Origin of the sequence: Nostoc sp., assembly GCF_035638895.1 — a bacterium.
Taxonomy (GTDB): Bacteria; Cyanobacteriota; Cyanobacteriia; order Cyanobacteriales; family Nostocaceae; genus Nostoc.
This window is the reverse complement of the sequence record NZ_DASQZC010000559.1, coordinates 1-14957: the sequence shown is the minus strand read 5'-3', so window position 1 is coordinate 14957 and position 14957 is coordinate 1. Positions and strand designations below refer to the sequence as shown.

At 42.9% G+C, this 14957-nt stretch carries 11 protein-coding genes; 4 read left to right on the top strand and 7 right to left on the bottom strand.

Annotated features, from left to right (window positions below; all coding sequences use genetic code 11):
* Positions 1-11 precede the first annotated feature (11 nt).
* Together hrmK and larE are read left to right on the top strand one after the other, a co-directional pair.
* The gene (hrmK, locus tag VE944_RS27505) at positions 12-1892 is read left to right on the top strand and encodes a hybrid histidine kinase/response regulator HrmK (protein WP_324984776.1); all 1881 of its coding nucleotides are present in this window, start codon (positions 12-14) and stop codon (positions 1890-1892) included.
* A 69-nt stretch (positions 1893-1961) separates the two neighbouring features.
* Positions 1962-2789 carry an ATP-dependent sacrificial sulfur transferase LarE gene (larE, locus tag VE944_RS27500; protein ID WP_324984920.1) on the top strand — a complete coding sequence of 276 codons (828 nt, stop codon included), beginning with the start codon at positions 1962-1964 and terminating at the stop codon, positions 2787-2789.
* Between the two features lie 25 nt (positions 2790-2814).
* Here larE and VE944_RS27495 read toward each other — a convergent pair whose 3' ends face one another.
* Positions 2815-3177, bottom strand: a complete 363-nt coding sequence (locus VE944_RS27495) for a DUF4864 domain-containing protein (protein WP_324984773.1) — start codon at positions 3175-3177, stop codon at positions 2815-2817.
* 66 nt (positions 3178-3243) lie between these two features.
* Positions 3244-4299 carry an SGNH/GDSL hydrolase family protein gene (locus tag VE944_RS27490; protein ID WP_324984771.1) on the bottom strand — a complete coding sequence of 352 codons (1056 nt, stop codon included), beginning with the start codon at positions 4297-4299 and terminating at the stop codon, positions 3244-3246.
* A gap of 918 nt (positions 4300-5217) precedes the next feature.
* Between VE944_RS27490 and VE944_RS27485 the strand changes: the two genes are divergently transcribed.
* A complete protein-coding gene (locus VE944_RS27485; RefSeq protein WP_100899890.1) occupies positions 5218-5430 on the top strand; it encodes a hypothetical protein in 213 nt (70 codons plus the stop codon).
* A gap of 55 nt (positions 5431-5485) precedes the next feature.
* Here the strand turns inward: VE944_RS27485 and VE944_RS27480 are convergent, their stop codons facing one another.
* The 4 genes from VE944_RS27480 to psaA form a co-directional block, all read right to left on the bottom strand.
* Positions 5486-6373: a DNA-methyltransferase gene (locus VE944_RS27480; RefSeq protein ID WP_324984766.1), complete on the bottom strand. Its 888-nt coding sequence runs from the start codon at positions 6371-6373 to the stop codon at positions 5486-5488.
* 617 nt (positions 6374-6990) lie between these two features.
* Positions 6991-7461, bottom strand: a complete 471-nt coding sequence (locus VE944_RS27475) for an REP-associated tyrosine transposase (RefSeq protein WP_324984761.1) — start codon at positions 7459-7461, stop codon at positions 6991-6993.
* Positions 7462-7622: 161 nt separating this feature from the next.
* On the bottom strand, positions 7623-9854 hold the full coding sequence (gene psaB, locus VE944_RS27470) for a photosystem I core protein PsaB (RefSeq protein ID WP_324984758.1): 2232 nt from the start codon (positions 9852-9854) through the stop codon (positions 7623-7625).
* Between the two features lie 198 nt (positions 9855-10052).
* Positions 10053-12311, bottom strand: coding sequence for a photosystem I core protein PsaA (gene psaA, locus VE944_RS27465; RefSeq protein ID WP_324984755.1), 2259 nt, complete (start codon positions 12309-12311; stop codon positions 10053-10055).
* A 541-nt stretch (positions 12312-12852) separates the two neighbouring features.
* Here psaA and VE944_RS27460 point away from each other — a divergent pair.
* Complete coding sequence (locus VE944_RS27460; RefSeq protein ID WP_324984917.1) at positions 12853-14403, top strand: hypothetical protein; 1551 nt, start codon at positions 12853-12855, stop codon at positions 14401-14403.
* Here VE944_RS27460 and VE944_RS27455 read toward each other — a convergent pair.
* Positions 14380-14957, bottom strand: a 578-nt coding sequence (locus VE944_RS27455; RefSeq protein ID WP_324984754.1) for a glutaminase, incomplete at its 5' end; no start/stop codon positions are given. The two genes, VE944_RS27460 and VE944_RS27455, sit on opposite strands and share 24 nt — an antisense overlap.

The following is a 14957-nucleotide window of genomic DNA, read 5'->3' as shown; positions in this document are numbered from 1 at the left end:
TCTAGTTGACCATGCAGCAGTACTCAAGCTTACCAGACCATAACTCACAGATAGATGTAAGGCCAAAACCTTTGACAACAATTCAGCAACTTCGCGCCAGGTTGTGGCTGGAGAGCAGCTTGAACCAGTTGCAAAGTCGCCTTGATGATTGCCTGCTTTCTGCTTGTAACACTGTCCCACAGGCAGGAGCCGCAGAAACAAAAATTCTTCAAACTGTTGTCAACGAGATTAACAGTGCTGTGAACAACAGCAATTTGGCGGTTACAGATTGTGCCGTAGGCATAGCTTTGTTTGAACCACAAGCAACTGTTGCCAGAGTTTGCTATGTTTCATCTTCTCTATCCCCGAACTCACAACCTTTATTTCTAGAATTGCTGACAGCAGAAAAAAAGCTGCTGTTAAGATTGCAAGAGGTTATAGAACTCGAAGATTTGCAGCAGCTTGAAAATCAACAACCACCGAGCGCTTGGCGGTTAGCTGATGATTCTGGCAACGTCATGGGTTGGCTAATTCTCGCCACCGCACCCCTAAACTCTGCTCGTGATTCGCTTATAAAATCACTTGCTCAACTCATATCTCAATTGATGGCAAGGTCTGCCAAGCATTGTACAACAGCCTTGGTACAACTTAGACACATTCTATCTTGGCAGCAACGGCATCAAGAGTTAAATAACTCTAATCAAGAATTGGAGCGCACCAATCAACTCAAAAATCAGTTTTTGGCAAACACTAGCCACGAAATTCGCACACCCCTTAGTTCTATTATTGGGTTCACCGACTTCCTTTTAACCCCAGGATTTGAACCAACTCAAGAACGCCAGCAAGAGTATTTAAATATCATTCGGTCTAGCGGTAAGCACTTGCTAGCTTTGATTAATGATATTTTGGATCTCTCTAAAATTGAAGCAAATCAGATGGAGGTGCAGTGGGAAACAATTGATGTGCCAATGCTATGTAACAATGTTTTCGCACTGGTGAAAGAGAAAGCCGCTAGTAAGGGTTTGCAACTCCGTTTAAGAGTTGACCCCGATATCACAACCCTAGTAGCTGACTCCTTGCGACTCAAGCAAATGCTGTTGAATTTACTCTTCAATGCCCTAAAATTCACCAGCCAAGGAAGTGTTGGCTTAGAGGTTGTTCCCAAAGGTCTATTTGTGTATTTTACAGTTTGGGATACTGGCACTGGCATTTCCCAAGAAGACCAAGCTCAACTGTTTGAACCCTATTTCCAAATTGCCAAGGCTGTCGCTGGTGGTGAAGGTACTGGTTTGGGTTTAGCAGTGACTCAAAAACTCGCCCAAATTCACGGTGGTTCTGTGAAAGTGGAATCTGAAGTAAATTGCGGTTCCCGTTTTACCCTTGTACTTCCCTTTAGGCAAGAGCCGGGAGTGGGGGGAGATGAGGGAGATGAGGGAGATGAGGGTGCAGGGGGAGCAGGGGGAGCAGAGGGAGCAGGGGAAGAAAAATCCTCTTTACCTCATTTGGCTTTCACCCCTAGTTCTTCTGTAGATATCTTGCTGGTAGAAAATGACTTACCCAACGCTCATTTGATACAAATTTATCTATGTAAATTGGGATATCAGGTGACTTGGGTTAAGAATGCTGCCGAGATGTGGGAAATTTTACCACAGTTAGACCCAGTGTTAATTTTGATGGATGTTCATCTGGCAGATGGAAATGGTCTAAAGTTGGTACAGCAGCTGCGAGAAAATCGGCAATATCAGACGATTCCGGTAATTGTTCAAACAGCAATGGCAATGAAAGGCGATCGCGAAACTTGTCTAGCAGCTGGAGTAAATGACTATATTTCTAAACCAATTGATTTACCACTTTTAGCCAGTCTGATAGCTAAATACAGCAAACCGCCAACAACAGGGGAATTAGGGGAGTAGGGGAACAGAGGGAAATGACTACAATAGAAGCTGTTGGGTGCTATAGGGTTTGGGCAGGATTGGTAAATGATGCTGACAGAAAAATTTGAGCAATTAAAAGCCTTATTTCAAGAAATGGAGCAGGCGTTGATTGCCTACTCTGGGGGCGTTGATAGTACTTTGGTTGCCAAAATTGCTTATGATGCATTGGGCGATCGCGCTTTGGCTGTAACAGCTGTTTCTCCTTCGCTGTTACCAGAAGAGTTGGAAGATGCCAAAATTCAAGCCGCAACTATTGGGATTGGGCATAAAATCGTCCAGACTCACGAGATGGAAAATCCCAATTACACCTCTAACCCGGTTAACCGTTGTTATTTTTGCAAAAGTGAATTACACGACACTCTTAAACCTTTAGCTTTAGAGTTAGGTTATCCCTACGTAGTAGATGGGGTAAATTCCGATGATTTGCATGATTATCGCCCAGGAATTCAGGCGGCGAAAGAAAGAGGTGCGCGATCGCCTTTAGCAGAAGTTGGTGTCACCAAGGTTGAAGTTAGACAACTTTCGCAACAACTTGGTTTACCTTGGTGGGATAAACCCGCTCAACCTTGCCTCAGTTCACGGTTTCCTTATGGTGAAGAGATTACTGTAGCTAAGTTACAACGAGTTGGTAGAGGAGAAATTTTCTTAAGAAAGCTAGGTTGGCAGAATTTGCGCGTGCGATCGGAAGGAGATACAGCCCGCATTGAATTACCACCAGAACAAATTAAAGAGTTTGTGTTAACTACGGATTTACAGAAAATAGTTTCTGCATTTCAAGATTTCGGATTTCTTTACGTAACCCTGGATTTAGAAGGTTATCGTAGCGGTAAGTTAAATCAGGTTTTGAATCGGGAAGCCTTGAGCGTTAAATTATAATATTTTGGTTGTATGAAGATATAATTTATACTTCTTTACTTTTTACGGAAACTAAAAAGCAACCGTTAATCCTCCAGGTATTATCTGGCTGTTTTTCCATAAAATATAAAGCCCTCAAGGGAACTCCATCAGGAGCTAGTATTAGCACTGGCTGAGTTATGTTTCCCTGGATAGTTGTTATCTTCTCAAAAAAGACAGAACGAGGACGGTATACTGCTGGGTAGCTTATTTTTACCATCTGGATAAAATATTCTGGGGTTCTAAATTGCTTTTGAATTGCCGGACTAGCTCCGTCAAAAGCGCCTTGGGCATCATCCTTTTGAAAGGCTGCCAATTGGTGTTCAATTAGAGAACGTATGGTGATGGCATCGTTATCAGTAACTTCCATAAATCTAAAAATTACGTAGGCGCAGCCCATCGTAGACATCGCTTTAAGTTTTCGCCAGGCGATCGCTTATTTCTCACGCTGAGTTAGCTTGTATTCTATCTGCTGTAGTGCCAATCGCCACACATCATAACCCTCTTGAGACAGGTGCAACCCATCTGTGGTCAACTCTGGGCGCAAATTGCCTTCCATATCCGTAAACCAGCTATAAATATTTAGATAATTAGCGCCTTCTTGTTTGACAATCTGAGTTAGTTGTGTATTGATGTGACGAATGCGGCTATTAGAAAGTTTTGCTAGGCGAGTAGGCAAAATTGATTGGACAATGATTTGAGCTTTTGGGTGAGTCTGCCGTAAGCGACGGATTATTCGGCGATAATTACGCAAAATTATGCCATCACTAGAACCTTTTCGTAAGTCGTTAATCCCAGCCATGACGTAAATCACATCGGGTCGCGTTGCCGAAAATGCCCCCAATCTTTTTAAAACACCACTAGAAGTATCTCCAGATATGCCTTGATTCAGCCATAATTTTCCAGCAGGCAGTTTTTCTCTCGGAAACCACATGCTCAAAGAATCACCAACTAAAATACTTAGATGATTTGCACCTTGACCTAGAGCGATCGCTCTAGCTTCTGAAGCTAATAAACTTTTCCAGTCATCATAAGTTAATTGACGTTTCTTGATCGACTCCCACAATGATTGCAAATTATCACTTTCTACGCGCGTATAAATTTGACCTGTTTTCAGAGCCGCCAATCTTTGGTAGTAAAGTTGATTCCCAGATGTCAATGAGAGACCAGTTGCTTGGGGACTGGGGTTGAGTGATGACTCTGTTGGAGCTGGTAATTCCTGACTACTGACTTCTGGTAAGCTCTTAATGTTTTTCTCACCTGCTGTTGGCTGCAAACTTTTTAAGGGTTGGAACGCTTGGCCGCTGAGTTCTGGTAAAGAGATATCAACGCTATTGATAATTTTTGTACTGACTATTGCTTGCGAACTCTGTTTTAAATCCCACAGGGATCTAGAATTTTCTGGCAAGATAATCGACAAATGTGGAAGAGCCAATGCTGGTATTGCTAATACTGTTAACAAGCCTGCTGCCAACAGATAAGGTTCCCTCATCGCTTTGTCTCTCCTCTACTCACTGCTTTTCCATCTCACAGCATTAGTTGCCTGTATTCAGGAAAATTTTACTTCGGTTAAGTTATTATTCTTATTTAAACTGTATAGTTCTGTAAAGCCTGTTAACGAGATTATATTTGAGAATTCATGATCTCTTTAAATTACGGTTTTCCCGGTGGTATACAAATTTTATTTGTAAGGATAGTTGTACTGAAAACCCTATTTTCACAAACCGACTATTTTTTATAACTCAGTTGCCACAAATATTGCAAGTGTGTACAAACTCAGCAATTAGCAGGTTATTTTTGAGTATCTCAGGACAGAGGTTTTGGCTTTTGCCGTTGCTAACATAATAAATAACCATTTGATTTCAGGTTTAAAATGTCAGTCAATTATGGCGATCGCATTAGACTTTACTAGAACTAGGGGGATAGCTTTTTAATTTCTCAAATAAAATTGAGCGTTGCAAATGCGTCAGTTCTCAAATATGGAATTAGTTAGATTAAAGATTCGTAACTAGGATCAGACAAGGAACGACACTTAAAGAAGTTTCTGACCATTTTAGGTAATTTACAGCACAGTTAGAAGTTATGCCCGTACACCCTCAATCAAAAAGCTTTGGAACAACTCTAGAGCTATTTATAGCACTGTTAGACACTATACCCGTTATTCTGAGATAATAAAAGTTAAGTTTATTTTCATGCAAAAGTAGCCTCTTACCTTTGGTGCGATAATTGGGGTTTTGATATAAATTGTCCAGTTCTAGGATAGTGCCCTGCACTTAGAAGGTTATTCTGTATATACCTAATTTAAAATTAATGTTTACTTATTGAAGTATGAGTTGAAACACATTTAAATTAAGTTTTAACTAGACAAAATAACTTCATGGGAGGTGCTAAGATTTAGGCTTAATCATTAGTGTTTTCCTTTTATTCCGTGGCTAGAGCTAGTACAGCGATTGGTGTGAGTCCCATTATTAAAGAGATTGTGCAAAAACAAGCACATTCGACACGTTTGACCCTGAAAGAAGTTATCCTCATGGGGATGTTAGCAATTGACAAACTAGATGATCAAGGTCGTCAAGAGTTAGCAGATCAAGTTCATCAAATGCAAGTGAATGGAGAAATTTAAGTAGTTATGAGTTATAGATTTTAACTGCTTAGTCCTGAATATTTACTTAATATCTTTATTGAGTAAAACGATAACGGCTTCCCATTACATAATCCTCGTTAATTTCAAAAGATATCCATCGGCGTTGCAGAGTTTCAGCGACAAACCCGCTTGTGTTAGAACCTGCAAATGGATCTAAAACCATATCACCTTCATCAGTTAAGAATTTGATGAAGAACTCGGCGAACCCTTGAGGAAAACGTGCTGGATGGGGTCTAATTTCTGCTGATTTACAGCGTCGTAAATAAGCACTATTCGATTCAGTATTAGCAATTTCTAGTAGATTTGGTGGAATTGCACCTTGGTTATCTTTTTGGAATTTATTTGAAATATCATGTCCACTAGGACGTATTTTAGCCTTATAGCCATTTTTAAGTAATTGTTTCATACTTTGGCTATAGGGCTTTAAAACTTTTCTGTTATCTGCTTTAGGATTCGGTGTCTTAGACAACCACCAAACTGTATTTACAGAATCTTTCACACGAATCCGCTTGATTGTTACCCACTCAGCAGGGGTTGGCAGTCGAGCCGGATTATAGTGGTAAAATTCTTGAGCAAGAAAGAAACCTGCTTCTTTGCATAATCTGACTAAAAGTTCATATTGGTAGATACTCCGCACGGGATTACCAGGTAGGTAAGCACCACCTAAATCTAGTACGAATGAGCCATTATCTGCCAGTACTCTTTTAAATTCATAGGCAAAAGGTAGAAACCACTCAATATATTTTTCCGCAGTTTCGTTACCGTATTCTTTTTTTCGTGTCAGAGCAAATGGAGGTGAGGTGAGGATGAGATTAATACTGTTGTTTTCAATAGACTTAATTAGTTCTAGGCTATCACCTAGATATATTGCGCCGTGATTTTGGGTGTAATATGATTTTAAATTTATTTGTTGTAAGTTCAAGAGTTATAAAATTATTCCGGCTTTGGGGACTTCCAAATCACAAATAGTATCCAATAATCTCTTGTGGGGTGGGCGTCTCGCCCGCCCTTGGTTATGGGCGTGCAGGATGCCCACCCCACAAAAGCATCAAGATTATCCGGCATGTAATGTCAAGTCAGGGGTAGCCAGTATTTATATCAGCATAATATCAAAAATTTGGTACATCACATTAGTATAATACCGACAATGCTACAAAAAATTTTTACCCTCAGAAAAAATTCTATTCAATCAAGAAATCGGTGTGATTTATATGACAAGCAACTTAGATAATCACAAGTCTAAATATTCTTTAGCTTAACAAGACTATAATAAAGCGATTCAGTTAAACGCAAAAAAAGCTAGTACCTACAATAATCGAGCTTGGGTTCGCTATGACTTAGGAGATAATCAAGGTGCAATTAAAGATTGGCAGCAAGCTGCTAACCTTTATTTACAAGAAGGCGATACAAAAAAATATTTAGAGGCAATAGAGAAAATTAAATTGATTCAATAGTCAATTATAGACTGGTATTTAAGGCTACAAAAGGGGCGGGCAAGATGCCCACTCCACAAGAGAAGAGAAAATGTGATGAGTGAGATTATTCAGGGAGTTGCCAAAAGAAGGGGTAATTTTCTGGACTTGATGATAGTCCTGCTTTCACAGGATTTTGTCTGATATATTCCCAATATTGTTGAAACTCTTGGTCATTCCTAACAATCCGATCATATCTTTCATCTTGCCAAACTGTTACTATATGTTGCATAACTTTTGGAATTTGTTTAGCACTATAACCTTTAATACTTTTCATAATGCTACTCAATGACCAAAACTCATTTCCCGATTTGAGTAAAGGCTGAATGAGCAGATGCACATGATTTGTCATAACTACAAAAACAAATATTTGATATCTGTTTTTATCAAAAAACAAGCAGGAATTAAAAACTATTTCTCTAGCTTCTAGAGTAAGTTCTAACTTTTGCCAAGTATTAAAGGTAATAAAATAAACCGCCCCATCTAACTCCCAATGAGGTAATTTTCTCCAAAAAATTTTCAACTTTGGCTCTTGCATTCAGGATACTATTTGTAATTTTTCTATAACTTTTCTTGTGGGGTGGGCATCTTGCCTGCCCCTTCTTTATTTTTCCCATCCTCCCCACCTAAAACCCAAAAAAAATCCCCCACCTTGCGGCAGGGGATTTTTATTACTTATCTACAAAACTAGCAGCCTAATTAACCGAACTTACCAGCAGTAGAAGCAATCAAGAATGCAGCGTAAGTCAAGACATAGCCAACAGTGAAGTGAGCTAGACCAACTACACGACCTTGAACAATTGACAGAGCCACGGGCTTATCTTTCCAGCGAACTAGGTTAGCTAGAGGAGTGCGTTCGTGTGCCCAAACAAGGGTTTCAATCAACTCTTGCCAGTAACCTCTCCAGGAGATTAAGAACATGAAGCCAGTAGCCCAAACTAGGTGTCCAAACAAGAACATCCAAGCCCAGACAGACAAGTTATTCACGCCGTAGGGGTTGTAACCGTTAATCAACTGAGCAGAGTTAGCCCAGAGGTAATCGCGGAACCAGCCCATGAGATATGTAGAGTTCTCATTGAACTGAGCTACGTTGCCTTGCCAAATACCTAGATGTTTCCAATGCCAGTAGAAGGTAACCCAACCAAGGGTATTGAGCATCCAGAATGTAGCGAGGTAGAAGGAATCCCAAGCTGAGATGTCGCAAGTACCGCCACGACCGGGGCCGTCGCAAGGGAAGGCATAGCCGAAGTCCTTTTTATCGGGCATCAGCTTAGAACCACGGGCATCCAAAGCACCTTTGACCAAAATCAAGGTGGTGGTGTGCAGACCTAAAGCGATCGCATGGTGTACCAAGAAGTCGCCAGGGCCAATTGTCAAGAACAGGGAGTTAGTACCAGCATTGATGGCATCTAACCAGCCTGGTAACCAGACGTTAGCGTAGTTGGGCCATGCTGTATGGGCAATGCTATCTGGGTTAGACAGCAAGGTGTCTAAGCCGTACAGTACTTTACCATGAGCAGCTTGGACGAACTGGGCAAACACTGGCTCAATCAGGATTTGCTTTTCAGGAGTACCGAAAGCAACCACTACATCGTTGTGGACGTACAAGCTGAGGGTGTGGAAGCCTAAGAAAAGAGATACCCAGCTAAGGTGGGAAATAATCGCTTCTTTGTGCTGTAATACACGCTCAAGGACGTTGCCCTTGTTTTGTTCTGGGTCGTAATCACGTACCCAAAATATAGCTCCGTGAGCAAAAGCACCTAGTATCAAGAAACCAGCAATATATTGATGGTGAGTGTACAGCGCTGCCTGCGTTGTGTAGTCCTTAGCAATAAATGCATAAGGAGGCATGGCGTACATATGCTGTGCCACCAAAGAGGTGACGGTTCCCAGAGCAGCTAGGTGAATACCTAACTGGAAGTGCAGTGAGTTGTTATAGGTGTCGTACAACCCTTGGTGAGGTAGGTTGAACTGACCTTCACTCTTTGTACCAGGTACTAAACCGGATTTGGAGTTCAGCATTTCTTTGATGCTGTGACCAATTCCGAAGTTAGTCCGGTACTGGTGACCGGCAATTATAAAGATAACTGCGATCGCTAAGTGGTGATGAGCTATGTCAGTCAGCCACAAAGCTTCTGTCTGGGGATGGAAACCACCCAAGAAAGTCAGAATTGCAGTCCCTGCACCTTGCGATGTGCTGAATATATGCCCAGGAGTGTCAGGGTTTTGAGCGTAAACGCCCCAATTACCGGTGAAGAAAGGTGCCAAACCTGCTGGGTGGGGTGGGGTGGATAGGAAGTTATCCCAACCTACGTGCTGTCCGCGAGCTTCGGGGATAGCAACGTGAATTAAGTGACCAGCCCAAGCCAAAGAACTAACACCAAACAAACCTGCTAAGTGGTGGTTTAGGCGGGGTTCAGCGCTCTTAAACCAGGCCAAGCTAGGACGGTACTTGGGTTGCAAGTGCAGCCAGCCAGCGAATAAGAACAATGCTGCCAACAACAACAGACCAACTGAACCAGTGTACAGTTCACTGTTTGTCCGCATACCGATGGTGTACCACCAGTGGTAAACACCAGAGTAAGCAATATTTACCGGATTACTAGCGCCAGCTTGGGTAAAAGCTTCGATCGCTGGTTTACCAAAGTGGGGGTCCCAAATCGCGTGGGCGATGGGACGGATGTGAAGGGGATCTTTAATCCACTGTTCAAAGTTACCTTGCCAGGCTACGTGGAACAGGAGGCTGGATGCCCACAGGAAGATGATTGCCAAGTGACCGAAGTGAGTTGCGAAAATCTTTTGGTAAAGATTTTCTTCCGTCATGCCATCATGGGTTTCAAAATCGTTGCCTGTAGCGATCGCATACCATATCCGACGAGTCGTCGGGTCCTGTGCGAGATCCTGGCTAAATTTTGGAAATTTCGTCGCCATAGGTTTAATAAATCCTCTGACCTTTAGCCATCAAGTACCAGCTGGGATAGTTAGGAGTTATGAGTTGTGAGTTATGAGTTGAGAATTATGAGTTGTCAGTTATGAGTTTTAAATTTTTATTTCTAACTCCTAACTCCTAACTCTTAACTTCATTCCTAACTCCTAACTTTTAACTCCTAACTTGTAGAAAGCTGATTGCTACCCTACTGAAAGGATGTGTGCATGGAAGAACGCCCAAGTTGTGGCAATTCCTCCTAAGAGGTAGTGAGCTACCCCTACAGCCCGACCCTGAATAATGCTCAGAGCGCGAGGCTGAATTGCTGGTGCTACCTTCAGTTTGTTATGCGCCCAAACAATGGACTCAATTAGTTCTTGCCAGTAGCCGCGACCACTGAACAGGAACATCAAGCTGAATGCCCAAACAAAGTGAGCGCCTAAGAACATTAGTCCATAAGCAGATAGCGCACTGCCGTATGAATTGATGACTTGCGTAGCTTGCGCCCACAAGAAGTCTCGCAACCAACCGTTGATGGTGATGGCGCTTTGGGCAAAGTTACCACCGGTGATGTGAGTCACAGCACCATCTGCATCTACGGTTCCCCAGACATCTGATTGCATCTTCCAGCTAAAGTGGAAAATTGCAATGGATATTGTGTTGTACATCCAGAAAAGTCCGAGGAACACATGATCCCAACCAGATACTTGACAAGTACCGCCACGACCAGGACCATCGCAGGGGAAGCGGAAGCCCAGGTTTGCTTTGTCTGGAATCAGACGAGAGCTACGGGCAAACAGTACACCTTTGAGCAGAATTAGGACAGTAACGTGGATTTGGAATGCGTGAATATGGTGGATTAAGAAGTCCGCCGTACCCAAAGCAATGGGCATCATCGCAACTTTACCGCCTACAGCCAAAATCCCACCGCCGAAAGCATAGCTAACGGGTTCTAGCGCATTGGGAGCAGTGCCACCAGGAGCTAGGGTGTGGATATTTTGTACCCACTGGGCAAACACTGGCTGCAATTGAATTGCAGTATCAGAGAACATATCTTGGGGACGCCCCAAGGCACGCATTGTATCGTTGTGAATGTAAAGTCCAAAGCTATGGAAGCCGAGGAAAATACACACCCAGTTAAGGTGAGAAATAATCGCATCGCGGTGACGAAGCACCCGATCCAGTAAGTTGTTTTGGTTCACAACTGGATCGTAATCCCGCACCATGAAGATGGCAGCGTGAGCCGCACCGCCGACTATACAAAATGCACCAATCCACATGTGGTGGGTGAAAATGCACAACTGTGTAGCGTAATCAGTTGCCAAATATGGATAGGGGGGCATCGCGTACATGTGATGCGCGACGATGATGGTCAGCGAACCCAAGAAGGCTAGGTTAGTAGCCAACTGAGCGTGCCACGATGTGGTCAGGTTTTCGTAAAGACCTTTGTGACCTTCACCGGTGAAAGGGCCTTTATGGTTTTCCAGGATCTCTTTAATGCTGTGACCAATACCCCAGTTGGTACGGTACTGGTGACCAGCAATAATAAAGATAACTGCGATCGCTAAGTGGTGATGAGCAATATCAGTCATCCACAAGCCGCCTGTTACTGGGTTTAGACCGCCCTTGAAGGTGAGGAAGTCAGCATACTGACCCCAGTTCAAGGTGAAGAAAGGTGCTAAACCAGCAGCAAAGCTGGGATACAGCTCGGTCAACAAGTCTTTGTTCAAGATGAACTCGTGGGGCAAGGGTATGTCTTTAAGAGCAACGCCTGCATCCAAAAGCTTGTTAGTCGGTGCGGATACGTGGATTATGTGACCTGCCCATCCCAAGGAACCACAACCAAGCAATATTTGCAAGTGGTGATTCAGCATTGACTCCACATTCTGGAACCATTCCAGTTTGGGAGCGCGTTTGTGGTAATGGAACCAGCCGGCAAATAGTAATAAGCCTGCTAATACCAAGCCACCGATCGCAGTCACGTAAAGCTGGAAGGAGTTTGTGATACCCCAGCCACGCCATACTTGGAACAAACCAGAGGTGATTTGAATGCCGTGGAAACCACCGCCAACATCACCGTTTAAAATGTCTTGTCCAACAATGGGCCAAACAACCTGAGCACTTGGTCTAACGTTTAACGGATCGCTTAACCAAGCTTCATAGTTAGAAAACTTCGCGCCGTGGAAAATCATCCCGCTCAACCAAACCATTATTACGGCTAAGTGGCCGAAGTGGGCTGAGAATATCTTGCGGGATATATCTTCTAAATCGCTTGTATGTGTATCAAAATCATGGGCGAGTGCGTGCAGGTTCCAAATCCATGCGGTGGTTTTGGGACCTCTGGCTAAGGATCTGTCGAAGTGTCCAGGTTGCGCCCATTTCTCGAATGAGGTTGGAACTGGGTCATTATCGACGATTACTCTTGCCTTTTTTTCCTCTCGCTCCGGAGGACTTATTGTCATTCGACCTCCTCTCTAGATAAGGAATGAGGAATCATGAATACCACAAAGTTAACCATTACCGCAAATTCCATTTTGCTGAAGCCGCGATGAAGACCGATGTGGATTGTTGTTTCTCGTTGAATTATAGAGTCTTAACTTGTACTTTGTTGGAGATAGTTGGAGATATTTTAACAATAATTCAAACTTGCTGAAATATTGCTGGAATTCCTGCCTTAACTGCCTTTTAACTTTAAAGCCTTTGTCCAAAAGTCAATAGATTAGCCATTTAATTTACAAAGAATAACAATTTGCAAATTTTATAGTTTGGCTGTATAAGCCGATGTTCCAGCTTTGGCTACTATTACTTATGAATATTTGTGTCATATTTCCATTGTTGTAAGGAAAAAGCTGTAACGAATATGACTTATTTTAAATTTCCAGAGATACACAAGAGAAATTATGGGATGTGAGGTAGATTTCACCTTTTGGGCTATAGTTCCAGATGGACAGTTTGAGCCAAAATAATCTGTCAATTGTCGAAGACTATCACTGGGTGCAACGCATGAACTCGTGGCAGAAAAGGGTGTTAAAGAAGCTCCTCCCTGAGAGGTTCCCGATTTTCAGGTGGGTAATGACATTGTTGCTGGTATTAAGCTTGACCAGTTGTGGGGAGAAAGTCAGTAGCCAGGAAGTATCTACTGACTATAGAGAAAACCCTCCACAGATTTCTCAAATTTCAAAGCAATTTTCGGAAGTTTCCCCACCATCTGTTATCCAAGACCTGCGGACAACTTTGGAAGTTTATCAGCCACAAGTGACAATTGTTACTCCACAAGCTGATGAAGTTCTCCAAGACAACAAAGCCACAGCCAGTTTTCAGGTTAAGGATTTACCAATATTTAAGGATTCACAATTACAACTAGGGCCCCATCTACATGTAATTCTAGATAACCAACCTTATATCCCTGTTTACGACCTGAATCAGCCCTTGGTTTTGCCAGACTTGTCTCCAGGCACTCATACCTTGCAGGTCTTTGCCTCTCGTCCTTGGCATGAAAGCTTTAAGAATGAAGGCGCTTATGCCCAAACAACATTTCACGTCTTCACCAAAACCGACGACAATAATCCAGATGCCAAGTTACCCCTGCTAACTTACAGCCGCCCTCAAAGTAGCTACGGAGCAGAACCAATCTTACTGGACTTTTACTTAACTAACGCTCCCCTGCACCTTGTTGGGAAGGAAAACCCTAACGACCAATTCAGTGATTGGCGCATCCGCTCCACAATTAATGGTGAAAGCTTTATTTTTGATCGCTGGCAAGCAGTTTATCTTAAAGGCTTCCATCCAGGAAAAAACTGGGTAAAACTAGAATTTCTCGATAACCAGGGAAATACTGTCAAAAATGCCTTCAATACCACAGTTAGATTAATTGACTACCAGCCAAAGGGTAAAGACACTTTGTCGAGAATTGTCAGAGGAGAAGTTACAGCAGATGAGGTGCGCGGCATTGTAGATCCAAATTATAGATTTACACCTACCCCATCCGTTGAAAAAACACCCGAAATACAACCGAAGGTAGAAAAACAGCCGATTCCCAAAACTGAAATTCCCAAAGAATCTGAAACAGAGCCTACCAAGCCAGAACAACCAAAATTGGAAGTTCCAACGGTACCATCTCCCACCTTGTCCCCGATATCGCCAGAAATAATTACGCCTGCACTAGAACCTCAGCCAGAGCTAACACCAACTCCTGAATCAACGCCGTTACCTGAAAAAGTTGTCCCTCAAACAACAAAACCTAGATTTGGCGGATTTTTCAACCGTCGGGCTGGTAAAGTCCCCACCCCACAAGCACCAGTTGAGACATCTCCTAGTTTGCCACCCACGATACCAGAGATTATTGAGTCTCCTGCACCTAAAAAAATTACCCCAATACCAGTTGCACCAGTTGCACCATCTTCTAGTTTGCCATCGGTACTGCCAGAGATCATTAAGTCTCCTGCACCAGAATCACAGTCAGAGGTAACGCCAACTCCTGAATCAACGCCGTTACCTAAAATAAGCGCTCCCGAAGCAGAAAAACCGGAGTTAACCAAAGACACTCAACTGTAACTCTTGCGCTAAAGCCTCAACAAACGCGATCGCACCTACAGGATTTCCGATATTATCCAACACGGGACTGTAGCAAGCGATCGCTCCCTCACCTGGTACTATTGCTACAAGTCCGCCACCAATCCCTGATTTCATTGGTAAACCAACTCTGACTGCAAACTCCGCAGAAGCTTCATACAGTCCACAAGTTAACATTACCGCATTGACAATCCGGCGATTTTGTGCTGATAAACAGCCATTTTCATAAGCTAGGAGTTTTCCTAGCAGGGCTAAATCTTCAACTCGCCCCGACAGACAGCATATTTGCTCATAAGTGTCAAGTGCTGTTTCCAGATTTTCTAGATGACCTGTTTTGGCAAGATAGTTTGCGATCGCTTCATTGCTTGTTGAGCGTGTTAATCGCACTGAAGCCAGCATTACCTCATTTAAAGATAATTGGCAACTTGCTAATTGGTTGAGCCATTGACAAAATAAAAGAGTGCGATTGCTAGCGTCCTTTCCAGGTAATTTATCAGCGAGAGTAATTGCTCCACTATTAATCATCGGATTACGGG